This is a genomic window from Pseudomonas hefeiensis (assembly GCF_030687835.1).
Lineage (GTDB): Bacteria > Pseudomonadota > Gammaproteobacteria > Pseudomonadales > Pseudomonadaceae > Aquipseudomonas > Aquipseudomonas hefeiensis.
This window is the reverse complement of the sequence record NZ_CP117449.1, coordinates 2,601,939-2,625,540: the sequence shown is the minus strand read 5'-3', so window position 1 is coordinate 2,625,540 and position 23,602 is coordinate 2,601,939. Positions and strand designations below refer to the sequence as shown.

The following is a 23,602-nucleotide window of genomic DNA, read 5'->3' as shown; positions in this document are numbered from 1 at the left end:
ACCTCTTCATTTCTCAGTCGACATCCACTGACAGCAGCATGCACTTGCTGACTTACGCCAGCCCCGCTGTTTCAGTTTGGACCTGTTTGTCAGGATGGATCTTGAACCAGATGGAATACATCGCCGGCAGAAACACCAGCGTCATGATGGTGCCGACGAAGGTCCCTCCGATCAGTGTGTAGGCCAGCGTCCCCCAGAAGACGGAATGTGTCAGGGGGATGAATGCCAGGATGGCCGCCAGCGCCGTCAGCAGCACCGGTCGGGCCCGTTGCACGGTGGCCTCGATCACCGCGTGAAACGGATCCAGCCCTTCTTGCGCGTTGTGGTGGATTTGCCCAATCAAAATCAGCGTATTGCGCATCAAAATGCCCGAGAGCGCGATCAGGCCGACCAGGGCGTTGATACCAAACGGCTGCTGGAAGATCAGCAAGGTCGGCACCACACCAATCAATCCCAGCGGCGCGGTGAAGAACACCATGACCATCGCCGAGACCGAGCGTACCTGGAGGATGATAATCAGCAGCGTCAGGGCAACCATGATCGGCAGCAGCGGCACGATCGCCTGACCGGCCTTGCCCGACTCCTCGATGGCCCCGGCCTGCTCGATCCGGTACCCGTCAGGAAGGCTGTCGATGATCGGCTGCAATTGCTTGATGATCGCGCTCGATACGTCTGGCGGCTGCAAGTCTTCGGCAATGTCGCCGCGCACGGTCATGGTCGGCGTGCGATCACGCCGCCGCAGGATCGGGTCCTCCATGCGCACATCCACCTCGCCGACCTGGGACAGCGGAATACGCTGCCCCGCCGTGCCCACCAGGGTAAAGCCCTCTATCTTGGCGGGATCGAGTCGAATATCGCCCGCAGCGCGGCCGACCACCTGCACCGAACGGATGTCCTCGCGAACCGCCGTAATCGGCACCCCCGTGAGCAGGAACTGCAACTGCTGGGCGACGGAATTAGAGGTCAGTCCCACCGCCTGCAAACGATCTTGATCCAGACTGAAATGCAGCGTCGGCGTCAGTGGCCCCCAGTCGGTATTGACGGTCCGCATCATCGGGCTCGCTTGCATGACGTCTTGTACCCGGCCGGCGATCTCGCGCAACGTTGACGGGTCGGGGCCCATGACCCGGTAGGCCACGGGGAATGGCGAATACGGACCAAACACCAGTTGAGTCACACGTACCCGCGCCTGCGGGGCGAGCCCTTCGGCGACTGCTTCGCGAAGACGGAACTTGAGGGTTTCACGGGCTTCCTGGCTGTCGGTCAGTACCACAATCTTGGCGAAGGACGGGTCAGGGAGCTCTGGCGCCATCGCCAGGTAGAAGCGAGGCGCACCTTGACCGATATAGGCGGTGACAATTTTCGCCTCATCCTGCATTTGCAACCAGGCCTCGACCTTGGCAGTGGCGGCGCTGGTCTGCTCGATGGAGGTTCCATAGGGCATCTGCACCTCGACCATCACCTCGGGTCGGTCTGAGGTCGGAAAGAATTGCTTCTTGACCAGGCCCATGCCGAGAATCGCCACGACAAATGTCGCGACCACGGTGCCAGCCACCCACCATTTGCGCGCGATGACACGGGTCAGAATCCGGCGAAAGCGATTGTAATGACGCGTGTTGTAGATGGCCGCGTGACCGCCCTCGACCGGCTTGATGTCCGGCAATAGCTTCACCCCAAGATAAGGGGTAAAAGCCACCGCGACCACCCAGGAGGCGATCAGGGCGATGCCGACGATCCAGAACATGTTGCTGGTGTATTCGCCGGCGGTCGATTGCGCAAAGCCGTTGGGCATGAAGCCAATCGCCGTCACCAGCGTACCGGACAGCATCGGCGCGGCAGTGTGGCTCCAGGCATAGGCGGAGGCTTTGATCCGGTCGTAGCCCTCCTCCATTTTCACCACCATCATCTCGATCGCGATGATCGCGTCGTCCACCAACAACCCGAGCGCCAGGATCAGCGAACCCAGGGTGATCCGGTCGAAGTTCTTGCCGGTGGCCGCCATCACCACAAACACTATCGCCAGTGTCAACGGTACGGCGGCAGCGACCACAACGCCTACACGCCAGCCCATGCTGAGAAAGCAAACGAGCATGACAACCAGCAGCGCGACAAAAAACTTGACCATGAACTCACCAACGGCCGAGTCAATGTTCACGGCTTGATCAGTGACCTTGGTCAGCGTCATGCCCAGTGGCATGCCTTCATTGATCCTGGTCGTCTCCGCGTCCAGTGCCTTGCCCAGGTCCAGGCCGTTCCAGCCCTCGCGCATTATGACCCCCAGCAGCAGGGCCTCTTCGCCGTTATTGCGCACCAGGAAAGTAGCCGGATCTTCATAGCCGCGCTCGACCGTCGCGACGTCAGAGAGCTTCAGCGTGCGCCCCTGGATCGCAAGCGGTGTATCGCGGATTTTCGCCAACTTATCGAAGGCGCCATCCACCCGCAGGACGACTTGCGGCCCACTGGTTTCGATCGAGCCAGCAGGCGTGAGCAGATTCTGGCCGTTTAGCGCGGCGAAGATCTCCTGGGGCGAGACGCCCAGGGTGGCCAAGCGATCATGGGAGAACGACACATAGATTCGCTCGGCCTGCTCACCGATGATGTTGACCTTCTTCACGCCCGCAACGTGCAACAGGCGTTGGCGCAACGACTCAGCATCACGCACCAGCAATCGCTGCGGCTCGCCTTTGGCCTTGAGGGCGAACAGCGCGAATGTCACATCGGCAAACTCGTCGTTGACCATCGGCCCGATGACGCCCGCCGGCAGCCGGGTGGCCTCATCGTCGAGTTTTTTGCGCGCCTGATAGAACTCCTCCTGCACTTGCGAGGGCGGCGTGCGGTCGACCAGTGACACCATGGTGAAAGCCAGACCTGGACGGGTGTAGGTTTCCGAGCGGTCGTACCATTTCAGTTCTTGCAGGCGTTTTTCAAGCGGCTCGGCGACTTGGTCCTGCATCTGCTGGGCGGTCGCGCCCGGCCAAGCAGTGATGACGGTCAACTGCTTGACCGTAAACGGCGGGTCCTCGGCACGCCCCAACTGGAAGAACGCCAAGGTACCGGCGACGGCAATCAGGAAGATCAGGAACACCGTAATGGAGCGCTCGCGAACTGCGAGCGCCGATAAATTGAGGATCATTGACGGCTCCCGGCAACCTTCACGTCACCCTGTGGGCTCAGCCGCACTTCCTCACCATCGCGCAGTAGATGCGCGCCCAGCGCGACAATGCGCTCGCCAACCTTGAGCTCCCCTGCAACTCGGGCAGCGTCGTCGCTCAAGCCCAGGACCTGAACAGGTCGCCAGCTGACTTTCGCCGGTTCGCCGGCAATGACCCACACACCGGTTCCCTTGCCCGGGTCATAGAGGGCAGCGATCGGAACTTGCAGGACCGGCCCTTGCGCGGCGTCTTCGGCGATCCGAAGGGTGACGGTCGAACCCAGCGGCGCATTGGCCAGCGCACCCTCAAGCACATAGCGCGCCTCAAAGGTGCGCGTCACGCGGTCAGCCGAATCCGAGAGCAGCCTCAGCTTCGCCGTGACAGCAGCCGAGGTGTTGCCATAAAGCGTCGCCTGCGCGGTGGACCCTGAGGCCGGACGCAAGGTTTCTGGCAATTGCACGACGGCTTCGCGCTGACCGGCCCGTGCCAGTCGAACCACCGGCTGCCCAGGGCTGACCACCTGCCCGGGTTCGGCGAGCGTCTCCATGACAACGCCATCGGCGTCCGCCAGCAGTACGGCATAGCCCGACGCATTGCGGGCCACGTCAGCCTGAGCTTGCGCGGCGCTCAGTTGCGCCTTCGCGGTATCGGCTGCGGCTTTGATCTGATCGTAGCCCGATGCGGAAATGGCGCCTGCGGCCACCAGATCACGATAACGAGCCTCGTCATCTGCGGTCTGCTTGGCCCGGGCTTTGGCGGCAGCGACAGCCTCTTGCTGCGCTCGTGCTTGCAACCCCAAGTCGATGGGGTCCAGACGCATGAGCGGCTGACCCCGCTTAACGGTCTGACCGGCATCGACCAGACGCTCAAGCACCTTGCCTGACACTCGGAAACCCAGGTCACTCTGGACCCGAACCGCCACAACACCGGTGAATGAACGCGAGAGGCCGGACGAATCCTGAACTTCAGAGACCCTCACCAAAGGGGCGAGCGTGCGCGGATCTTTGGCGGAGGAAGACTCGCCACACGCCGTCAGGACGAGAGGCAACAAGCAAGCGGCAAGGGTGACAGGGCGAAGCCGGCGCATAGATTCCCTACTTGAAGAATAGAAACAGGTGTCACATTCTCTGGCGCGTGACCAATACTGTCAATGGTCACAACCATTGTAACCATTAACTACATTGCAATTCTCCCAGTACCTATTACGACCTTAACCCCCACCAATGGCACCAGCCATGAGGAGTCGATTGACAGAAAGTGACCAATATATAATATGGTCACACACCAATCTCCACTTCAGGAATCTCCATGTCGCCACTCCACCCCGCTGCTCTGATACTGAGTGCCAGCATGATGGCAGGCTGCGCGGTTGGTCCGGACTATCACCGTCCGGACACTGCGCTTTCGGACCGTTTCCTCGGTCAGTCCTCTGTCGAACAGCGATCCGCGGCGATGCCAGCCAGTCTCGTCGCTTGGTGGGAAGGCTTTGATGACCCAACGCTGATCGAATTCGTCACCAAGGCGTTTGAGCAGAACCTGGACTTGGCGCAGGCCTCGGCGCGAGTCGCGCAGGCGCGGGCCGGCCTGGGTGCGGCCAATGCCGCTTTGCTGCCCTCGGGCTATATCAACGGCCAGGCCGCGCGCGCCTATCAGTCAGTCGAAACTCCACTCGGCCAGGTGCTGAATGCAACGCCTGGCTATGATCGGTATGGAAGCGCTTACGAACTCAACCTCGGGGCCAGCTGGGAGATCGATTTGTTTGGCAGCCTGCGCCGGTCACGCGAGGCCGCCCTGGCCGAGTACCAGGCATCCGAAGCGGGCGTCGCGGCCACCCGCCTGCCGTCGCTGCGCAGACCGCCGACATCTACATCACTGTCCGCGGATTGCAGGCCCGCCTGGGCATTGCGAAGCAACAGGTCAAAACTCAGCAGCAACTGCTGGAGAAGGTACAACTGCTCTACAGCAAGGGCCTTGCCGCCAGCTATCAGGTTCGTCAGACCGAAGGCGCCTTGGCACAGGTCCAAGCAACAGTGCCGGTCCTACAAATCGGCCTGGATGCTGCGATGAACGCCCTGGACATCATGCTCGGCACGCCGCCCGGCACGCATCGCACACAACTGGCCAATGCGCGAAGCATTCCTCTGGCACCCCAGATAACCGCCATGGGAACGCCCGCCGATCTGCTGCGGCGCCGGCCCCGATCTCATCGTGGCCGAGCGCCGTCTAGCGGCCGCCAATGCACGCGTCGCAGAGGCCGTTGCCGAGTACTATCCAAAATTCTCCCTCAGCGCCCTGCTCGGTAGCGCCACCGCCGTATCCGCCGGCAACCTTTTCACCGGCGGCGCCAGCCAGTCGGCGGGGGTATTGGGACTGCGCTGGAGGCTCTTCGACTTTGGCCGTATCAACGCACAGATCGATCAAGCCAAGGGACAGGAAGCTGAGGCCCTGGCCGCTTATCGCCAGTCCGCACTGCGTGCCAGCGAGGATGTCGAGAACGCGTTCTCCGCGCTGGTCAATCGCGAAGCCCAGGCAACCACCCTCACCGCAGCAGAGACGGCGCTGGCTCAGGCTCGTCAATCCTCATTCATTGCCTATGAGAAAGGCAGCGCTAGCCTCATCGACGTCCTGCAAGCCGACGAAACACTGCTGCAGGCTTCTGATGCTCGAGCGCAAGCGCGAACCGAATCGGCACGGGCGGCGATCGCAACGTTCAGGGCACTGGGCGGTGGCTGGCAGCCTTCTCATGCCGAGCCTGTGGCAAGTCGATGACGTAACCAGGTGACGTGGCACTGCCTGCGCGCCCTCCTCCTTAAGCTACAACCAGCAGAGAACAGCGATATGAAAACGAACGATAATTCTTGGGTGCTCATCACGGGCGCGTCGAGCGGATTTGGCGAGGAGTTTGCCCGGCAGTACGCCGCACAAGGAAAATCGCTGGTCCTGGTAGCGCGCAGACTGGATAAACTCCAAGTGTTGTCGGCGCAGTTACGCGAACGCTTCGGTGTTGAGGTGCTCGTCGAGCAAGTCGACCTGTCCTCGATTCCGGCGATCATCGAACTGCATCAGCGACTGAGCGAGCGTGGTGTCGTGATCGATGTGCTCATCAACAATGCCGGTCACGGCTTGCAGGGGCCCTTCCTGGATCAACCCGTAGAACAATCCCTGGGCATGATCGATTTGGACATCTCCAGCCTGACAGCCCTGACGCGCCTCTTCGCGACCGACATGCGAGCCCGGAAACGCGGACATATCCTGATGGTTGCAAGCCTGCTGGCCTTCCAGGGTGTGAAGAGTTTCGCCGTTTACTCTGCCGCGAAGGCCTATGTGCTGCGCTTCTCTGACGCGCTTCATCGTGAACTCAAAAGCGACGGCGTCGTCGTGACCGCACTTTGCCCAGGGATGTCGGACACCGGATTTGCACAAAGCGCCAGGCAAAAGCTCACACCGGCCCTGAAAATGGTGATGATGCAGCCCCAGCCTGTTGTCGCTGCGGGAATCCGTGCGCTGCAGGCCGGACGCATGAGTGTCGTACCAGGCTTTGGCAACAAAGCGATTACGGTCTTGACCTGGGCCACGCCTCGCCGGTTTCACCAAGGCATCATGGCGCACGTGATGGGCGTCTGAGTCAACGACGTAGAGGCCTTCCCGAATGGAAAGGAATGCGTACTAAAAGGCCGGAGGCAACAGGTGCTTCCGGCCTTTTCGTTATCGTAGAGCGGCGATTACTCAGAAGCGATAGCTGACAGAAGCACCGAGGCCGCTGGCACTGTTCTTATACGTGGAGCTGTAGGCGCCCCGGGTCGCTGAGGTGTGATTGACCTGCACGCTCTCTTCCCACAGATAAGAATAAGCAACGTCGATCGTGACATCGTCCACCGGCGTCCAGCCTGCACCGAAGCTGATCACCGTCCGGTCGCCCGTGGGAATACGTGGCCCGCGGTCGGTGTTGTTGGCGGGCGACTGGTCGACCGACAAGCCTGCGCGAAGCACCCACTGGTTGTTCAACCGGTACGCCGTACCGATGGCGTGAGCCCACGTATCATGCCAGTTCTGCTCTTCGGTAACGGTGCCCAGCGAACCACTGAGCAACGGAGGCAAACCCGAGTTCTGGATGACCAGCTCCTTGAAGCGACTCCAGCGTGTCCAGGTGCTCCCCGCATAAAGCGTCCAGTCATCGTTGAGCTGATGAGTCGCCGAGAAGTCCACCGACTCCGGTGTATCCACATCCAGCGAAGCGTCATAGCTCTGGCCGCTGACTCCCAGCAAGCTAAAGACTCCGCCAGTAACCTTGGTCTTGGCGTCCAAGTGGTAACTGACTTTGGAATGGTACGTCAGACCGAAGCGGGTTCGGTCTGTAGCCTGCACCAGGATCCCCGCGTTGAAACCCAGGGCCGTGTCGTCGCCGGTGCTTTTGAGTTTTCCATCATTGCGCCCAGGGCTGAGTGGATTGGGCACCATCCCGGACAACTCACCGCTGATACGGTTGATGGTAGGACCGAATCCGATCGACACTTTGTCGTTAAAGGCATAGCTGATAGTGGGCTGGAACGTAAGGGTCGTGACCTCGCTTTTGTTGGCGTAATAACGCCCGGCAAAACCGCTGCCATAGTCGGTAATCAGCCCGAAAGGAACATAAAAACCAACACCGAACGCCCAGTGCTCATCAATGGGTTTGACGTAGTAACCCATCGGCACCGTGGTCGTTGGCACCATATCGCCGTCCTCCTGGCCACCGAAGGTGCTGCGAGTCTGGCTGATGTCGGATTTGGCGAAAAGCGTCGCCGCCCCCAGACTGACCTGCTCCCTCTTCAAGCGAGACATGCCCGCCGGATTACCAAAAACGGTGCTCGCATCTTCAGCAGAAGACGAGCGACCGGCAAATCCGGATCCCATCCCACTGATGCTTTGCTCATTAAGCGCGAAACCGCTCGCAAGCACATGAGAAGTTGCGAGCGCAACAGCGAGACCTAGCGGGGTCTTGAGCCATATTTTTTTCATTATTAGAACTCTTACAGCAGCAGCTGAGGTGAATGGAGCGGGTGGTTTTGTTATGTGAAAATTGCCACGGTCTGGCGCGCCCAAAGCACTCGTCGACCGCTTTCGTCCCAGATTTCCATATCTTGTAATGAGTAACCCTCCAGAGCCTGCTGGCTGAAAGAACTGATCAGGAACCACTCCCCCACAACGGCCGGCTGCGGTAGATCAATCATCCAGGACGCAGAGCTGATGGCGGCGGGCTCGGTGAAGCAGGTCATGGCGGCCGGCGGCAAACTGTCAGCAAGCGCAACCAAGGCGACGGCCGGGTCCACGCCCTGCGCATCCAGGTGGCGCACCCACATCAAGAGTTCGGGATTTTCTGCGCCCGATACTGGCAGTGAACCGCCCGCCGCGCGCATCTCGAAGTTATGGGCGCAAGCCGGTGCGACGTTGCGATCCAGAACCAGCGCGGGGTATCTGGATGGCCCCTCTACAAGCGGTCTTCCCCATGAGTTGTGGGTGATTTTGCTCGCACGCGGCTGAGCGAATAACAGCGTCGTACGCAGCGCGAGGTCATCGCCCGACATACAGTCGACCGCTACCGAGGTGACTGATCGCCCTTGGCGCAACACGCTGGCTTCGAATGTCTGGGCCTGTGTGACAGGACCAATGAACGACACCTGGGCGGACTTGAACGGAGGAAAATCTGTCGGGCACTCACGCAAAACCGCTTGCAGCGACAGCGCCGCAGACAGGCCGCCAAAGACCGTGCGCCCCTGTAGCCAGTTGGGGGGTGCAACAAAAGGTGAGTCCGGATCAAATTGCTGCAGCATCTGGGCAAAGCTGGTCATATCAACGCTCCCCTGAACTGACTGATAGTGATCCCCACGAAGCAGCACGCAGGCGTCGCTCCCAAAGTCAGAAAACCTGACCTGAAGAAAAGCGCAGGTCTGCGGCGGCGCTGAAGCATGGCGATCGCTCGAGGACAGATGCGTCATACTTATTCAAGTGACCATTTAAGTCAATAGTCACAATTCAGGCAAATGAATACCTTCAGTCAGAGGGTGAAATCAAAGGGACGACGCGGCGATAGGTTGCAACGGCATGCAGTCCTCAGCCCAAACTCAGGGCATGAGGCTACGCAGGATGAGATTGGAGGTGAGCGTGGGGGCATCCTCGATGCGATCGAGGTTGTACTGCAACAGCAAAGGATTGACGAAAGGCTGGAGCGCCAGATGTATCGCGTCTACCGTCTCGTCCAGTGGCGTCCTGCGCTCGAACTCACCGAGTTCCCGCCCCTCTCGTACGATCTGCAAAACAAAGTTTTTGATCTGGGCATTATAAACCTGCGAGCTTGGCCAACGTTCCGAGGCCGAGAACGCGGCGATGTCGTAAAGCTTGCGGTCGTTGAAGAACAGGTCCGCGCCCGTGACCATCAGTGTTTTGACCATGCGTCTAAAGCGTTCCGTGGCTGAGAGGCCTTCCACCTTGATGGCCTGCTCCACGGCGGCAACGATTTGCGCCAGACAATTTTTGCAAATGGCTTCGCCGATTGCCTGCTTGGAATCAAAGAACTTGTAGATGTAAGCCTTGGAAAACCCGATGGCCTTAGCCAGGTCGGACACCGTGGTCTTGCCGTAACCGTATTGACTGAAATGTTCATTGGCCGCCGCGACGATTTGGTCTCGGATGTCATGGTCGACTGGGCCACGGACGCTGGGGGATATTGGCTGGTTCATGCAATCAGCTTACTCACCTCAAAGGCGGTTGACAACTTGTGACTTAATCGTAATTAAGTCACCACCTGACGATTATGAAACCATCGACACCGCACCTGAACACTGATATTCGGTAGAGTTCGCGCCCATCGACGGCAGGGGCTGCAAGCTGACCGAGCAGGGATTGATTGACCTCCCCTATCCGGTACGGGATTCCGGTGGAGGGCAGAGCGCACCTGGCAAGCTTGGGACAGGCCTCAGTCGGTTTGCGGCCAATCCTCGTCGGGAACGTCGTAGATATCACCGCCCTCCACGCCATCGATTTCGTACTGTGTCAGATAGCCGCCGAGCAGGTCGCCGAAGTGGTCTTGCTGAGTCTGTCGCTTGCCCTCCGCAATAAGGCCCGGAAGCAAGAGCGCAACCGCGCCGACGCCCGCAGCCACGGTGCCGAGGACTCCAGCCAGCGGGGCCATCGCCGCCCTGACTGCCAGATTGCCAAAAAGGCCTGCGCCGCCCTCTATCGCCGATGCCAGGCCCGACAATGTCGCCAGTGCACCTGAAGTGATGCTGATACCACCACTGACGAGGTCGCCCTTGCGAATCGACTGAACCCCATCAAAGATTCCGTACGCACCCGCAACTATGCCGGCCAAACCGCCGATACCCTTGGCACCGCTTTCAAACTTGTCGGCAGTGCCAGTGAGAGATTTTATGGGGTCGTCGAAAAAGGCTCTGATTTTCGGGTCAAGATCAATGTTTCCTTTGTTTTTCAGGTAGCTTTTCAGGTTCTTGGCACCACCCTCGGTGAGCAGGGTCGTCGTCATGACCGATCCGGTGGTGATGTCTATGATGTTTCGTTCGGTCAGGTTTGCGCCATTCTGAGCGCCTTTGGCGATCGTCACGCCAGCCATGAAGATGCCGCTCACGCCATGCAGTACCCCTTTGTCAGACAAGTTCTTGAGGTCGGGGTTGAGCCAGGACGACTTCAATTCCGAAAGCGACTTGGTGCCTTGGCGCAGGATGTCCCAATTCGAACGGATACCCGCGACGATCTGATCGGCCGTTGCGACGGTGCCATCCGGATTGGTCACGAGTTCTGGATTGGACTGGATAAGCGTCTCGGCCATCGTCCTGACTTTTGCCTCGTCAAGCTCGTCACCGCCATTGATACCCAGGGCTTGCTTGACATCCTCGAAGGTGCCGTCTTTCATGGCGTTGTCGCGCCCGATCCGGCTGAAATTGTCGTTCAACTGCGGGTCTAAACCTGCGGTGACGCTGGGATCCAGCGCCGCGTTGTAGAGCGCGACCTCCGCGGAGAAGGTGCCGACCGCTTCTTCGAAGGTGCCCGTTTTCATCAGTTCTTCCAGTCGCGTCCCGGAAACAAGCGACTGCTCGTAATAATCCTGGAACGCCTGGGCATGCTGAGAGGCAGCGAGCCCCTTCTGAATTTCTGCCCGATCATTGATGCCGAGCGCTTCCTGATAAAGCGTTGCCGTCGAGAAGTATTCGGCCAGCACCGCCTGTTGGTCGGTGCTGCCGTCTTTTGTATGCTTGTCCCATAGCGCATCAAGAGCTGCACCGGACTTGATGTCTTCGTAGTTTTTTTGCACCGAATCCTTTAGGCCAGGAACTGCCTCAAATAGATTGGCCATCTGCGTCGAGGTGGTTTCGTTAAGAAACTTGACCACCTCGGGATCACTTTGTAGCTGCTCAATGTGGCTGTTGACATCGGCAAGCAGCCTGTTGGGATCTGGATGGCTGCGAACAGCGTTGGCGATGGACACCTTGCCGTAGTCATCACTCCACATACCTGCAGCCGCACCGTCGATGATCAACTGTTGCGCCTTGAGCAGATCCTGTAACACCGCAGCCCGCTGCTCGACGGAATAGTTTCCTGGATTTTCGAAGACGTCCTTGCCCAGGTCACTGGTATCGATGCCGGAGACCGAGTTGGCATTCGCTACCTGGTTAAGGAATAGCAAAGCGTCCCCAGAGGTCTTGGGGCTGGTGTTCTTCAGCCAGTTTTGGATATCGTTCTTGCCGAGCTTTCCATCAGGTCTGCTCTCCAATGGTTTGCCAGCGGTTTCGAGCATTTCGAACGCCCCCGTCTGCGACCAAAAAGTCAGGGCTTGCTTCAAGTCATCGCTGATGTTCGGGTTTTCATCCAGGTATTTCTGCAAGGCCTCGCGCGACAGGTGTTTACCGCTATCGGTCCGATCGCTGATCTCGTCAAAGTTCTCCAGCAGCAGCGCAGAATGCTTCGCAAGCTCCAGGGAGGTTGCGTCAGCATTCGGGGAAGCTTTCAGAAAGTCGTGATAGGCGCCGATGTCGTCGGCTTTGACAGCAACAGGGCGTAGCCACGCATTCAGATCGTTGCTGCTGATTTTGCCGTCGGCCTTGTTGTTGTGTGCCTTGGTATCCAGCAGGTCAAAAAACCCTTTGTTATCGAGCAGGAACTGCGCCGCCTCGCGCTCTTGCGCGCTTCGATTTTCATCGACAGCGTACTTCCTCAAATCCTTATCACTGACAATACTGTCGGAGCCATTCCAGTCGTCCCATCGATCACGGACCGTTTCGATGATCTCGCTGTTCTGCTCGTAAAACTTGCTCTGGTAGCCTTCCTGTTTCCAGACTAGCTGGTTGTAGAGCTCGGGCGTCACATCCTTCGAGACATTGATCTTTTCGCCATTGATGGTCAGGCGGATAAAGCCAGTGTGTTCATCCGGGGGCAAGATGTCTGCGCCCGCCAGTTCTTCTGCTGATAGAAGTGCGCCATCGCCGCGCAATGCAAAGCCTTCGTCGTTGCCCTTTTGCAACGCATCAACCTTGTCGAAGTAATCAGGCGTCGCTTCCTTGCTGATAGTGATTTCATTGCCCTCTTTGTCCCGGGCTGTGTAGGCCACCACCTCGTCATTTACCAGCCATGCCGTGAGGTTCTCGAGATCCTCGAGCGGTACGGTTTCGTCGTTGCGCAGCGTGCGTCCATGTTGCTGCTTCAGCGCTTCGGCCAAGGTGCCAGCCGCTTCTCGCACCGCCTTCTCTACCGCACCGTGCAGGTCAGACTTTTTATCGCTGACGTGCTTGCGGGCCGCGCCAAGCATTTTCTCAAAGCGCTGACCGGCTTCAGAATCAGGGAATTGGTTATCTGCGGGGCGGGCATTGCTGTCGATTCGCAAGGGGACATCCTCCTGATCATGACGCCGATAGCGCTAGGGGGTTCAACTGTTACCGTTGAACATTACAGGGGGATGACTTGGCCGGGCGGATACGACGAGCAGGTGTACGCCTGGAGCCACGTTTGTACCGCCCCCTGCAGCCACCCTCAAATCAACCGCGCTGCCACCAGGATATCCGCCACGGCCTGGAAGGTATTGTCCGGCACCGGGTCCCCCGGCACTGCCCGTCGGGCGATTTCCCTGGCCAGGGCAGTGTCAAGGCTATGGGCGATCCCGAGGCCCGTGGCCTGCGCGAGCATCTGCGCCGCCTCGTCGAGCTCGGCCTTGCACACCACCACTGGCACCGGGGTTTCACCGCGCACGTAGCGTATGCCCACCACCCAACCGCTGGCGGACCCGACCATCAGCGATGCACGGCTCACGCCCAGTTTGGTAGCCAGGGCTTGCATTTCGCGGCGCTGGCGCTGGCGTTCCTGCTTGATCATTGGGTCGCCGTCGCTGTCCTTGCGTTCGCGCTTCTGTTCGCTGCGGGTCATTTTCATATCGCGGCCGAATAACCAGCGTTGCATCAATACGTCTGCCGCGCCGACCAGCAAGAAGGCAGCCAGTACCGTGAATACCAGAGGCTTAAGCACCAGATAGAAGGTCGACTCGATGCAGCCGGCGCCGCAACGCGATGATTCCATCAGCGCCTGCAACGCTCCGCGCCCGACTACGTAAAACGCCACTCCCAGCAGTACGACCTTGACCACGCCCTTGAGAAACTCGACGAAGCTGCGCATCGAAAATATGCGTTTAAAGCCTTCGATCGGGTTGATGCGTTTAATGTCCGGCTTGATAGGTTCGACCGAGAACACCACGCCGCGCATGGTGATGATGTTGGTCAGGACCACCGTCCCCACGGTCACCGCTACCACGGGCAAGGTGAGGTTGATCAGCAATTGTTCGGCGGTGTCCAGCACCCGTGGCCAGACGCTGTGGAAGGGTTCGATGTAGATCAGTGCGATTAGGTCCAGCAACGCGGTGATCTGTGCCTGGGCCCGGGGCACCATGATCGATATGCACAGCGTGCAGAACAGGATGACCATACCCGAGACCAGGTCCTGGCTCTTGGACACCTGGCCTTTCTTGCGCGCTTCGCGAAGTTTCTTGTCCGTGGCCGGTTGTGATTTTTCTTCGCTGCTATCGCTCATCGGTGCTTCCCATGGTAAAGGGAGCTCATGCCGAGTCTGCCAGGGTCTTGAGTAACTCCACGATGCCGCGGAATTCGCCGAGTTGCTCGATCATCACCGGGACCAGGAAGCCGATGTAGACCACCATCAAGATAGTGAAAAACAGATTTTTCACTGGCAGCGACAGGTCGAAGATGTGCAGGTTGGGGGCCATGCGCGACAGGTAGGCGAGCATCAGGTCAGTGACCAGCATGCAGATGATCAGCGGCCCGACCATGATCACGCCGATGCGGGTCACCTGGTCGAGGATCTGCAGGACCGCGAGCAGCGCCGAGCTGGCGAACAAAGGGCTGAACGCCGTAGCCGGCCACAACAGGTAGCTGTGGTAGTAGCCGTCGACCAACATTATGAAACCGCTGGACATGAAGAACAGGGCAATCAGCATCACCGTCAGCAAGGTGGCCATGACACTGGACTCGCCCGATGACAAGGGGTCCACCAACTGGGCCATGGTCGAGCCGCGCTGCAGATCGACCAACTCGCCGGCCACTTCCGCGGCCCAGAACGGGATGCCGAACAGCAGGCCGATGAGGATGCCGATCAAAAACTCCTTGATCAACAGGCCGGCGAGGAAAAACCCGCCATGTTCGGGCAATGCCGTGAAAGCGCCGTACACCGGAACGAACATGGGGATGGCAATGGACACCGCCACGCAGCTGCGAATCAAGCCAGTCAGGCCCAGGCGGTTGAAGGCCGGGGTGATCACCACCACGCCCATGGCTCGGCTTGCGGAAAGCGCCGCCGAGCTGATCACCGGGTAGGCGACTTCGATGAACTGGTTGGCAAGCTCTATATTCATGCCATTCAGCGCGTCCACAACGGAAAGTTATCCAGCACCTGGTTACCCAGTTCAAGCACCTGGCTGGCCAGTAGCGGTCCCACGAACACGATCGTCAGCAGCACCGCCACCAGCTTGACCGCCTGCGGCAGGGTCTGGTCCTGGATCTGGGTCAGGGCCTGCAGCAACCCCACCCCCAGGCCAACGATGATCGCGACAGCCAGTGCCGGGGCGGACAACAGCAGCACCGTCATCAGCGCCTGGTTCATCAACGAAAGAAATACGTCCTGGCCCATTACGTCACCCCGTAGCTCAGAATCAGGCCATGCATCAAACGCGACCAGCCGCTCAAGGCGACGAAAAGAAAGAGCTTCAGAGGTATGGAAATCAGCGTCGGTGAGACCATGGACATGCCCATGGCCATCAACACGTTGGCCACCAGCAAATCCACCACCAGAAACGGAACGTACAGCAGAAAACCGATTTCGAACGCGCGGGTCAGCTCGGAACTGACGAACGCCGGCACCAGCACGACCAGATCATCGTCGCGCAGGTCGGCCCGGGCTTCGGGGGACCAGATGGTCTCTGTGGCCTGGATGAAAAAGCCGCGTTCGTTTTCGTTGGCGAAGCGCGAAAGATGCGTCTGTAACGGCGGTCTCAGGGCATCTCCGAAGGCAGTGAGCTGCTCGACACTCTCGATGTTGAGATCGCGGCCCTGCACCTGCTGATACATCTCGCCTATCAACGGCGTGGTGACGTAAACCGACAGGATCAGGGCAATGCCGTACAACACCATGTTGGGGGGTGTCTGTTGCACGCCCAGGGCGTTGCGAATCAGGAACAGCACCACGGAAATTTTCATGAAACCGGTCAGGGTCACTACCGCCAGCGGGATCAGGCCGATGGTGGCGACGACAACGATGATTTCAATCAGGTTGGGCTGGTAGCCATTCATGATGTGGCGATACTCAACACGCGCACGCCCAGGCCGGGACCGATCCTGACCAGTTGCCCCAGCCCGACGCGACGCCCGTTGACCATCAGATCCACGCTGTCCTGGCGTTGTTCGGTGAACGACAGCAGGCTGCCCTCCCCCAGTTCGCGCAACTGCGCCAGGGTCAACTCGACGCTGCCGGCCTGGCAAATCATTTTCAACGGCAAATCGTCCAGGCGAGAATCCAGGCTCTGCCCGTCAGATGTTTCACTCATAGAGGGTGCTTCACTCACGGAGAATTCCTCGGAAAAATTGACGCTCATAAGTGTTTCAAGCAGTTTGAGCGTGGTGCCGTCCTGGCCAGCCCGGGCGGACAAACGACGGTTCAGCACCAGTCGTACTTGGGCCGTGGGCCAGGGATCGAGCATCACCACATCACCTGGGTTGAGGCTGCGCAGCTCGCCAACGCTCAGGTCGGCTTCGCCGGCCTCGACCGCCAGCCACAGGCGCAGGTCTGGCAGCACGTGGGGGGCCGGCGCTATGTGCTGGTCGAACCACTGCACAACCTGTTCGCCGGCCTTGGCACTCAGATGCAGCACCACGGACATGGACGAGCCGTCAAACTGAACCTGGGTTATAAGGTGCAACGGGCAGGGTTGCGCGGCCAGGCCGGCATGGGCAGGGTCGGCGCGGTCAATGAAACGGACCGGTTGCCCGCTCAGGCGTTCCAAGGGCTCTATCAGGCTCAGCAGGGCCAGTTCCAGCAGCATTGCGCCAGGCAAGGTTTGAAAGTCCAGAGCAACCGACATGCCCAAGGCGTGCAGCGCCTGCTCTGGCAGGTGCAGCCTGATGGCCGCCGCATCGCCCTCCTCGCCCAGCCCAAGCAACAGCTCAATCGTCGTCGCGTCAGGCTCGGCAACGGAGCCCCAGCGCACGCCGATGGCCTGGCCTGCACATTCGCCATGCCAGGCTTTGCGGATGCGATGCAGGCGATTGTGCAGGTACAACCATCGGGGGTCGAAAGAGCTCAGTTGCTCGGCAAAGGGGGACCAGGTGGGGTCCAGGCGACAGTTCACGCACGGTCTCCGGTGGCAGGGCGAGGAATTTCGTCAGCCTCCAACCGGTGTTCATCGACACGGCGCTCTAAGCGCTCGCGGCCATCAAGCAAGGTGTCGCAGGCTTGCGCCTGGCGTTGTCGGGCCACATAGGCAACCCGGAACACTTCCCGCGTGCGCTCATGGTCTTCCAGGGTGCGGGCCACTTCGCTGACGCTGACTTCCAACTGTCGCTGGTCATCCTCGTACAACACCTCCAAATGCTGCTGGGCCGCCTGCCAGTCACTGATCGACACGCCACCACTGATCAACCCGTAAATGCGCTCGGCCTCGCAGGCCAGGGCCTCACGGTGCAAGCGCAGCCTTTCCCTGGCGTCGTCCAGGGCCACGTGGGTTTCCCGGCAGCGTTGCTGCTGAGCAACCAGTTGACTGGACGCACGTTGTTCACGCAATTGGCGCAACGCTTGAAGGTTGCGCATGTCATTGGTTTTCATAGGACCTCCAGGGTTGTCATGCCAGTACCCTGCGCATCTGTTGCAGGGTTTCGTCAGGGCTGCTTGGCTCGTGAGCACCTTGGCGCAAGAACGCTTCGATGGCGTCATGCCGCTCAATCGCCTCGTCGGCCAGCGGGTCGCTCCCGGCGGCGTATTCGCCGACCCGGATCAGCATTTCGATCTCGTTGCGTCGCGCCATCAGCTCGCGCATACGCATGGCCAGTTGGCGTTGCTCGTCGCCACACACCTGGTCCATCAGTCGGCTACGGCTTTGCAGCACATCCACCGCCGGGAAGAAGTTGCGTTGCGCCAGTTCGGCGCTGAGCACGATGTGCCCATCGAGGATTGAGCGGGTTTCTTCGGCCACCGGATCCATCGAGGCATCGCCTTCAGTGAGCACGGTATACAACCCGGTGATGCTGCCGGTTTCGCCGGGACCGGCGCGCTCAAGCAAGCGCGGCAAGGCCGAGAAGAAGGACGGTGGATAGCCGCGACGGGTCGGCGGCTCACCCACCGCCAGGCCGATTTCGCGCTGGGCTCGGGCAAAACGGGTCAGGCTGTCCATCAGCAGCAGCACGTTACGGCCCTGGTCGCGATGGTATTCGGCAAGTGCCGTGGCAACGAAGGCGGCACGCACCCGCTCGGCGGCCGGGCGGTCGGAGGTGGCGACCACGGCAACGGTGCGCCGCCGGGCCTCGGCGCCCATCTGCACATCAAGCAGCTCACGCACTTCACGGCCTCGCTCCCCGATCAGGGCGATCACGATCACATCGGCATTGGTATTGCGCACGATGCTGGCCAGCAATGACGACTTGCCTACCCCCGGCTCACCGAAGATGCCCATGCGCTGTCCCTGGGCCAGAGTCAGCATGGCGTCGATGCTGCGCACTCCCAAGGACATCGGGTGGGCGATCAACTGGCGGCTGAATGGCGCAGGAGGTTCGGCATGCAAGGGGTAACGCTGCAGCACGCCGAGCGGCGGGCTGCCATCGAGAAATTCGCCCATGGGGCTGATAACCCGGCCCAGTTGCGCATCGCCGACGCTCACTCCCAGGGTTTCGCCGGTGGCGATGATTTCGGTGCGGGTCGACAGACCGTCCATCGAACCGATGGGCGAAAGGATCGCCTCGTCATCTTCGAAGCCGATGACTTCGGCAGCCAGGCTGCGGCCGCTGCCGGGTTCACGCAGTTGGCAGAGTTCCCCAATGTGCACACCGGCGACACTGGCGCGCAGCAGCACTCCGCGGATGCTGCGGATGGTGCCCTTCATGGGACGCGGTCGGGCATTAGCCAGACGTTCGGCCAGGCGCGGCAGCAAGTCGTGGGGGATTGTGGTCACGACTGGGCCTCATCGGCGAACGGCAGCAGATTGCGGCGCAGGTTGAGCAACTGGGCTTCGAGCCCCAGTTCCACCGAACCTACCGGGCTACTCAACCGTGCCTGACCCGCTTGCAAGCGATCGTCCGGCTCCACCGCAATCGCCGGCAGGCCAGTCCCTTGCAGCTTGAGCTGCTGGCGCACGGCTTCGGCGTCCTGGCGCGAGACGAACAGCGTCAGGGCCTGGTCCTGGCGGAACGCCCCCAACGCCTTGTGGGCGCAACGCACTACGCGCTCGGCATCGTCCATCTCATCGAGTATCTCGCGCACAATACCCAGCGCCAGGTCGGCCAGGGACGTTTCCAGCCCGGCCAGCCAGGCATCGATCTTCAGCGAGGTTTCGCCCAGCAGTGCGCTGACCTGTTCGGCACCCTCCCGGCGGCCGCTTTCAAACCCTTCGGCATGGGCTTGCTGCAACCACTGCTCACTGTCTTGCCTGATGGCCTCGGCCTGATCTCGGGCGGCCTGCAGAAAGGCGTAGCCGTCAATCCACAGGTCAGCCTGATCGGCGCGCAGGATACGGGCGGCAGGACGGGTCGGGAGTTCGCTCATCGGGCACCCTGCTCGTCAAACTCTTGGAGGTTTGAGGCGGCGCTGCGCACGATGGCCACGGCATTAACCGCCGATGAGGGTGTCACGGGCTCGCCCTCAGTCTGGAGCTCGGCAAAGCGCAGTCGTAGCCAGGGCCGCAAAGGTGCTGGCTGGGCGTGCAGCCAGGCGGCGATGCAGCGGGCACCATCAAGGTCGATGGCTTCCAGCAGTTCGGTTGGCTGACGCAGCAAGTCGGCACTGCTGCCCAGGGCACGGTGTGCCAACGCCAGGGCAAATACATCGCTGCCGAGCAAATCACGCAACTGATTGACCACATCGCCACGGATCTCGCGGCTCAGGGTGCTGCTATGCAAAATCGCACCACATAGGCGCGGCAGGCGCTTGAAGGTCTTGGGCGGCAGCAGCAGAACCGGCAGATCGACGGCATCGGGCAGAGGCAAGCTACCCGGAGCTTGCAGATCGTGACGGCTGAGCAGCAAACGCATCAACCGCGCCTGGAACCTCGACTGTTTGCGCAATGCGTCGAGTTGCGCGCTGCCGGGGTTATCCGGGAAGCATGCCGCAAGAGGTTGCCTGCCGACGAAATCCAGCGGCTGCTCGATCAGGCTTTGCCACTGTTGCAATGCGGCGCAACTCATTTCACGTCCTCCAGTTCATACAAGGCGCTGGAGGAGCGTCGTTGCCAGTACTGCCAGCCCAACACACCGACCATCGACAGCGTGGCCAGCAGCAGAACGCCGAACAGCATCCGGGCACGGGGCAGGTAGTCTTCGAGCATCCATATGCCCAGGAAGCTCGCCAGACGCGGCGGTGCATCGACGCGGCGGCTGCCGGTGGCGGCCTTGATCACAGTGATAGAGACGCCTTCGTAGCTCAAGCCGGAGATGCCGTTGGCCACCAGGGTTTTAATCTGCGGGATCAACGGATTGATATCCGTATTGGGGTCGTAGCGCACCAGCACTGAAGCCGACGACGGGGAAATCACCCGTTTGAGCAGGTCATTGTCGGGCAGCACCACATGCACCCGGGCCGAGACCACGCCGTCGATCAGCGAAACGCTGTGGGAGAGTTCCTCGCTGAGCGCATAGACCATCTGCGCCCGCTCCTGCACGGGGGAAGACACCAGGCCATTATTCTTGAACACCGCCCCCATGTTGGAGAAAGTCTGGCCCGGCAAGCCGGCCTCGTCGAGCAGGCTCATAGCCTCGGCAAAGCGCTTTTCGTCCACCACCACGGTGAGCTGGCCGTTTTCCTGGACCTTGCGAGAGGCCGGCACGCCCTCGCGCAACAGCACTGCGACCATGGCATTGGCCTCGCGTTCGCTGAGGTTGGTGTACAGGTCGATATCGCAGCCCTGCAGCAAGCTGGCAAAGGCGAGGACAAGCATCAGACGCACGGCGTGGCAACGGCGGAACATGGCTTTATTGACCTTTCAAGAGCGTGTTGGCTGCGCCGGATATCTGCGTCGCGCCACGAACGACCATCTGAGTTTCAATGGAGTAATCGAACATGCGGCCCAACGATTGGACGATCTGATCGACCTGTTGATCGCCGACCTTTTTTACCGGCTCGCCCGCCGCCGCCCCCTTGGGTAGCGAAGCGAGTTGTTGCGCGCCGCCAGGGGCCACGGCGTTGCCCGCCAGAGGGCCATTGGTCAGCGCATCGGCACGCTTGGCGAAGCTTTGCGAACGGTCGATGAAGCCGTTCAGGCGCTCCATCAAGCCTTCGCCGATCTGATGCGGGCTGACGCCGGCAGGCATGCCCTTGGCGCTGTCAGTCATGTGTTCGAACAGGTTCTGGGAGGCCTGCAAATCGACCTGCCCCCCTGACGGCGGCAGCGCCGCCGTGGCTGTTGCTGCGAGACTTACAGTCATGGCGTGGGCCTATTCGTCGTCGTCCGACTGGGCTTCGTTCAGGATTTCCTGGGCACGAGGCATGATGATGAACTGACCACCGATAGTGACGGCCTGGGTGATCAGGGCATCGGTGAGTTCGTCATCGCTCAGCTCACTCTTGGCGTTGTCCACCGCTGCATTGAACTGCGCTTCGGAGGTGGCAGTAACAGGCGTATTTTCGCCGATGGGGGTAACTGACATGGTGGTTCTCCTTTACTGGGTTGATGAACGATCGAACGGATAATCGAGCCTACAGGCGAGTGCTTTCACTCTTGTGTCACTGCTGCGCCTCTGAACACACGCACGCCGCGCTCGCGGGTCGCCGCGGTCGGTGTTGACGCAGGCTGCTGGTCGAGATGCTGCTCAATCATGGCCAGCCAGGCCGGCGGTCCGGAGACGAACAACTCATTGCCATCGGGCCCGGCACGCACTGAAATATGCTTGCCATAGACCTCCCGGCTGACGATGTAATCCTGTAACTGCTCCAACTGCCGACCCCGGACCTTGAACAGTCGCGTATCGGTTTCAGAGGCGGCGGTGAGGTAAAGCACATTGCCGTCGAAGTACCAGGTCAGGCCGTTGAAGTCGCACAGCGCCTCCAGGAAATCCCCAGCGGATTCGGCGCGTACCCGGCTGCGCGACTGGCCGCGCACCTTGTCCGACATGACCACGGTCAGGCCCAGGTTGTGGCCGAACTCTTCCAGCGCGTCGCGTACATCCTGCTCCACCAGCACATAGGCATAGGGCCGATCGAACCAGTCCGGCTGCCGGCTAGCCGGGTCCGCTTCCGTTTGATTGGCGGCGGCCAGGTCAAGAGCGGTCATCACCAGCGCCAGACCGATAGCGCTCAGTGTCACGCTGCGCATGCAAGGGCTCCCCGTGGCCGGACGGATGACGCAACTCCAGCCAAAAAACGCTCATTTTTACGGATCATGTCAAGAAGATGACTTAAACGTCGGTCAACCTGTCGGGTCTGAGTGGTCAACACTCCTTGGTTTTGCCCACTGCAAAATTCATCGAAAGAGTTCTGTTCATGACAAGTCGTTTTGCCTGCACACCGTTGTTGCTCGCCACCATCACCCTCGCCTCCTGCTCCAACCAACCGGTTTCCGATGGCAGCTACCAGCGCTATATGCAACTGGCCGGCGACCTGCAAAAAGGTGGTGATACGGGATCTGCCGCCGCGCTGTACGAAAAAGCCACCCAGGAACCGGACGCCCGGATCGAGGCCTGGTTGAAGCTGGGCCAGGCGCGCCTGGCCAGCGGCGATGCACGGGCCGCCGAGCGCGCCTACCTGCAAGCGCTGGAACGCATGCCGGACAATACCGCGGCGTTGCTCGGCGTGGGCACTGCCCAACTGCGTCAGGGCAAACTGGATCGGGCTATCACCTCTCTGACCCTGGCCAGTGCGGGCAACGACCACCCCGAAGCGTTCAACCGCCAGGGTGTGGCGCAGATGCTGCGAGGCCAGCCAGCGGCGGCCCAGGTGGCCTTCACCCAAAGTCTGGTCCTGGCCCCCACCAACCTGGATACCCAATGCAACCTGGCACTGGCTTACGCCTTGGGTGGCCAATCGCAACGGGCGTTGCAAACCATCAAGACGGTGAGCGAGTCGCCTCGCGTCCAGGCCAGTCACCAGCGCAACGCCCTGCTCGTCATGGTATTGACCGGCCGCGAGGAAGACCTCAAGACCCAGAGCCTGGAGGATGTCACGCCCAGGCAATACGCCCGGTTGCTGACCGAGGCCCGACGCATCAAGGCTATCCAAGACCCCGCGACGCAGGCCAGGGAGCTGGGGCTGGTCGACAGCCGCTGAGTCAGAAGGCTTCATTGGCCCTCCTGCTTGTCGGCCTTGGCCTGCTGTTCGGCCAGGCGGCGATGCAGCTCTTCACGATCATAACCTTCGATGTAAACCTGGGCCGCCCGGCCAACCGGCGCGGCCATGGTTGGGCCGCTCGTCCGGCCCTCGATCAGATCCGAACGCTTCTCAACCATCTGCTGCAGTGTCAGGTTATTCGCACAACCCGGTGGCAGCAGGCGCACGTACGTCTGTTCATCGGTATGGAAGTTGTCTTCGGCCGATGGCTCCAGGCAAGCCACTGGCGTCCACTCAACGCGACCATCGGCATGGGTGAACGCCTGGTAATCCGGCGAATAACTCACCGGCTCAAGCTGGGTGTTGCAAGCGCTCAGCAGCCAGGGCGCGCCGAACAGCAGGATGGCCAGGGACAGATGGGACGATTGTGGGTTCATGCTCGCTCC

The 23,602-nt window shown here is 60.5% G+C and carries 22 protein-coding genes and 1 pseudogene; 3 read left to right on the top strand and 20 right to left on the bottom strand.

Annotated features, from left to right (window positions below; translation table 11 throughout):
• Positions 1-52: 52 nt before the first annotated feature.
• Positions 53-3,133 (bottom strand): efflux RND transporter permease subunit, encoded by a 3,081-nt coding sequence (locus PSH57_RS11710; protein ID WP_305389632.1) that lies wholly within the window; start codon positions 3,131-3,133, stop codon positions 53-55.
• A complete protein-coding gene (locus tag PSH57_RS11705) occupies positions 3,130-4,239 on the bottom strand; it encodes an efflux RND transporter periplasmic adaptor subunit (protein WP_305389631.1) in 1,110 nt (369 codons plus the stop codon). Before PSH57_RS11705 ends, PSH57_RS11710 begins: the two co-directional genes overlap by 4 nt.
• 221 nt (positions 4,240-4,460) lie before the next feature.
• On the opposite strand from PSH57_RS11705, the pseudogene PSH57_RS11700 reads away from it, so the two are divergent.
• Both PSH57_RS11700 and PSH57_RS11695 read left to right on the top strand, forming a co-directional pair.
• Positions 4,461-5,921, top strand: a pseudogene (locus PSH57_RS11700) (efflux transporter outer membrane subunit).
• Positions 5,922-5,990: 69 nt separating this feature from the next.
• Positions 5,991-6,776, top strand: a complete 786-nt coding sequence (locus tag PSH57_RS11695; RefSeq protein ID WP_305389627.1) for an SDR family NAD(P)-dependent oxidoreductase — start codon at positions 5,991-5,993, stop codon at positions 6,774-6,776.
• A 102-nt stretch (positions 6,777-6,878) separates the two neighbouring features.
• On the opposite strand, the gene PSH57_RS11690 is transcribed toward PSH57_RS11695, so the two are convergent.
• The 17 genes from PSH57_RS11690 to PSH57_RS11610 form a co-directional block, all read right to left on the bottom strand.
• Positions 6,879-8,150: an OmpP1/FadL family transporter gene (locus tag PSH57_RS11690; protein WP_305389626.1), complete on the bottom strand. Its 1,272-nt coding sequence runs from the start codon at positions 8,148-8,150 to the stop codon at positions 6,879-6,881.
• 50 nt (positions 8,151-8,200) lie between these two features.
• Positions 8,201-8,980, bottom strand: coding sequence for a thioesterase family protein (locus PSH57_RS11685; protein ID WP_305389625.1), 780 nt, complete (start codon positions 8,978-8,980; stop codon positions 8,201-8,203).
• Between the two features lie 273 nt (positions 8,981-9,253).
• Complete coding sequence (locus PSH57_RS11680) at positions 9,254-9,868, bottom strand: TetR/AcrR family transcriptional regulator (protein ID WP_305389624.1); 615 nt, start codon at positions 9,866-9,868, stop codon at positions 9,254-9,256.
• 236 nt (positions 9,869-10,104) lie between these two features.
• Positions 10,105-13,023, bottom strand: a complete 2,919-nt coding sequence (locus PSH57_RS11675; protein ID WP_305389623.1) for a type III effector HrpK domain-containing protein — start codon at positions 13,021-13,023, stop codon at positions 10,105-10,107.
• Between the two features lie 146 nt (positions 13,024-13,169).
• Entirely contained in the window at positions 13,170-14,216 is a 1,047-nt protein-coding gene (locus PSH57_RS11670) for an EscU/YscU/HrcU family type III secretion system export apparatus switch protein (protein WP_305389622.1), read from the bottom strand.
• Between the two features lie 25 nt (positions 14,217-14,241).
• Positions 14,242-15,054 (bottom strand): type III secretion system export apparatus subunit SctT, encoded by an 813-nt coding sequence (gene sctT / locus PSH57_RS11665; protein WP_305389621.1) that lies wholly within the window; start codon positions 15,052-15,054, stop codon positions 14,242-14,244.
• A gap of 5 nt (positions 15,055-15,059) precedes the next feature.
• A complete protein-coding gene (sctS, locus tag PSH57_RS11660; RefSeq protein ID WP_122566013.1) occupies positions 15,060-15,329 on the bottom strand; it encodes a type III secretion system export apparatus subunit SctS in 270 nt (89 codons plus the stop codon).
• Positions 15,329-15,988 (bottom strand): type III secretion system export apparatus subunit SctR, encoded by a 660-nt coding sequence (gene sctR, locus PSH57_RS11655; protein WP_305389619.1) that lies wholly within the window; start codon positions 15,986-15,988, stop codon positions 15,329-15,331. Before sctR ends, sctS begins: the two co-directional genes overlap by 1 nt.
• Positions 15,985-17,043 carry a type III secretion system cytoplasmic ring protein SctQ gene (gene sctQ / locus PSH57_RS11650; protein ID WP_305389618.1) on the bottom strand — a complete coding sequence of 353 codons (1,059 nt, stop codon included), beginning with the start codon at positions 17,041-17,043 and terminating at the stop codon, positions 15,985-15,987. Before sctQ ends, sctR begins: the two co-directional genes overlap by 4 nt.
• Positions 17,040-17,516 carry a hypothetical protein gene (locus PSH57_RS11645; RefSeq protein ID WP_305389617.1) on the bottom strand — a complete coding sequence of 159 codons (477 nt, stop codon included), beginning with the start codon at positions 17,514-17,516 and terminating at the stop codon, positions 17,040-17,042. The genes sctQ and PSH57_RS11645 overlap by 4 nt, the downstream gene beginning before the upstream one ends.
• A gap of 16 nt (positions 17,517-17,532) precedes the next feature.
• The gene (locus PSH57_RS11640) at positions 17,533-18,846 is read right to left on the bottom strand and encodes a FliI/YscN family ATPase (protein ID WP_422766096.1); all 1,314 of its coding nucleotides are present in this window, start codon (positions 18,844-18,846) and stop codon (positions 17,533-17,535) included.
• Positions 18,847-18,851: 5 nt separating this feature from the next.
• On the bottom strand, positions 18,852-19,445 hold the full coding sequence (gene sctL / locus PSH57_RS11635) for a type III secretion system stator protein SctL (RefSeq protein WP_305389616.1): 594 nt from the start codon (positions 19,443-19,445) through the stop codon (positions 18,852-18,854).
• Positions 19,442-20,083 carry a type III secretion protein gene (locus PSH57_RS11630; RefSeq protein ID WP_305389614.1) on the bottom strand — a complete coding sequence of 214 codons (642 nt, stop codon included), beginning with the start codon at positions 20,081-20,083 and terminating at the stop codon, positions 19,442-19,444. The genes sctL and PSH57_RS11630 overlap by 4 nt, the downstream gene beginning before the upstream one ends.
• On the bottom strand, positions 20,080-20,862 hold the full coding sequence (gene sctJ / locus PSH57_RS11625) for a type III secretion system inner membrane ring lipoprotein SctJ (protein ID WP_305389613.1): 783 nt from the start codon (positions 20,860-20,862) through the stop codon (positions 20,080-20,082). The genes PSH57_RS11630 and sctJ overlap by 4 nt, the downstream gene beginning before the upstream one ends.
• 4 nt (positions 20,863-20,866) lie before the next feature.
• Positions 20,867-21,319 (bottom strand): hypothetical protein, encoded by a 453-nt coding sequence (locus PSH57_RS11620; RefSeq protein WP_305389612.1) that lies wholly within the window; start codon positions 21,317-21,319, stop codon positions 20,867-20,869.
• Between the two features lie 9 nt (positions 21,320-21,328).
• Positions 21,329-21,541 (bottom strand): hypothetical protein, encoded by a 213-nt coding sequence (locus tag PSH57_RS11615; protein WP_305389611.1) that lies wholly within the window; start codon positions 21,539-21,541, stop codon positions 21,329-21,331.
• Positions 21,542-21,606: 65 nt separating this feature from the next.
• The gene (locus PSH57_RS11610; RefSeq protein WP_305390358.1) at positions 21,607-22,164 is read right to left on the bottom strand and encodes a type III secretion protein; all 558 of its coding nucleotides are present in this window, start codon (positions 22,162-22,164) and stop codon (positions 21,607-21,609) included.
• Between the two features lie 209 nt (positions 22,165-22,373).
• On the opposite strand from PSH57_RS11610, the gene PSH57_RS11605 reads away from it, so the two are divergent.
• Positions 22,374-23,156 carry a tetratricopeptide repeat protein gene (locus tag PSH57_RS11605; protein WP_305389610.1) on the top strand — a complete coding sequence of 261 codons (783 nt, stop codon included), beginning with the start codon at positions 22,374-22,376 and terminating at the stop codon, positions 23,154-23,156.
• An 11-nt stretch (positions 23,157-23,167) separates the two neighbouring features.
• Here PSH57_RS11605 and PSH57_RS11600 read toward each other — a convergent pair whose 3' ends face one another.
• A complete protein-coding gene (locus PSH57_RS11600) occupies positions 23,168-23,593 on the bottom strand; it encodes a hypothetical protein (RefSeq protein WP_305389609.1) in 426 nt (141 codons plus the stop codon).
• Between the last annotated feature and the right edge of the window lie 9 nt (positions 23,594-23,602).

What these genes read in the sequence shown, in the direction of transcription:
- PSH57_RS11710 (WP_305389632.1), bottom strand. Translation starts at nt 3,133, where the DNA reads ATGATCCTCAATTTATCGGCGCTCGCAGTTCGCGAGCGCTCCATTACG.
- PSH57_RS11705 (WP_305389631.1), bottom strand. Translation starts at nt 4,239, where the DNA reads ATGCGCCGGCTTCGCCCTGTCACCCTTGCCGCTTGCTTGTTGCCTCTC.
- PSH57_RS11695 (WP_305389627.1), top strand. Translation starts at nt 5,991, where the DNA reads ATGAAAACGAACGATAATTCTTGGGTGCTCATCACGGGCGCGTCGAGC.
- PSH57_RS11690 (WP_305389626.1), bottom strand. Translation starts at nt 8,150, where the DNA reads ATGAAAAAAATATGGCTCAAGACCCCGCTAGGTCTCGCTGTTGCGCTC.
- PSH57_RS11685 (WP_305389625.1), bottom strand. Translation starts at nt 8,980, where the DNA reads ATGACCAGCTTTGCCCAGATGCTGCAGCAATTTGATCCGGACTCACCT.
- PSH57_RS11680 (WP_305389624.1), bottom strand. Translation starts at nt 9,868, where the DNA reads ATGAACCAGCCAATATCCCCCAGCGTCCGTGGCCCAGTCGACCATGAC.
- PSH57_RS11670 (WP_305389622.1), bottom strand. Translation starts at nt 14,216, where the DNA reads ATGAGCGATAGCAGCGAAGAAAAATCACAACCGGCCACGGACAAGAAA.
- sctT (WP_305389621.1), bottom strand. Translation starts at nt 15,054, where the DNA reads ATGAATATAGAGCTTGCCAACCAGTTCATCGAAGTCGCCTACCCGGTG.
- sctS (WP_122566013.1), bottom strand. Translation starts at nt 15,329, where the DNA reads ATGGGCCAGGACGTATTTCTTTCGTTGATGAACCAGGCGCTGATGACG.
- sctR (WP_305389619.1), bottom strand. Translation starts at nt 15,988, where the DNA reads ATGAATGGCTACCAGCCCAACCTGATTGAAATCATCGTTGTCGTCGCC.
- PSH57_RS11645 (WP_305389617.1), bottom strand. Translation starts at nt 17,516, where the DNA reads ATGAAAACCAATGACATGCGCAACCTTCAAGCGTTGCGCCAATTGCGT.
- sctL (WP_305389616.1), bottom strand. Translation starts at nt 19,445, where the DNA reads ATGAGCGAACTCCCGACCCGTCCTGCCGCCCGTATCCTGCGCGCCGAT.
- PSH57_RS11630 (WP_305389614.1), bottom strand. Translation starts at nt 20,083, where the DNA reads ATGAGTTGCGCCGCATTGCAACAGTGGCAAAGCCTGATCGAGCAGCCG.
- sctJ (WP_305389613.1), bottom strand. Translation starts at nt 20,862, where the DNA reads ATGTTCCGCCGTTGCCACGCCGTGCGTCTGATGCTTGTCCTCGCCTTT.
- PSH57_RS11620 (WP_305389612.1), bottom strand. Translation starts at nt 21,319, where the DNA reads ATGACTGTAAGTCTCGCAGCAACAGCCACGGCGGCGCTGCCGCCGTCA.
- PSH57_RS11615 (WP_305389611.1), bottom strand. Translation starts at nt 21,541, where the DNA reads ATGTCAGTTACCCCCATCGGCGAAAATACGCCTGTTACTGCCACCTCC.
- PSH57_RS11610 (WP_305390358.1), bottom strand. Translation starts at nt 22,164, where the DNA reads ATGACCGCTCTTGACCTGGCCGCCGCCAATCAAACGGAAGCGGACCCG.
- PSH57_RS11605 (WP_305389610.1), top strand. Translation starts at nt 22,374, where the DNA reads ATGACAAGTCGTTTTGCCTGCACACCGTTGTTGCTCGCCACCATCACC.
- PSH57_RS11600 (WP_305389609.1), bottom strand. Translation starts at nt 23,593, where the DNA reads ATGAACCCACAATCGTCCCATCTGTCCCTGGCCATCCTGCTGTTCGGC.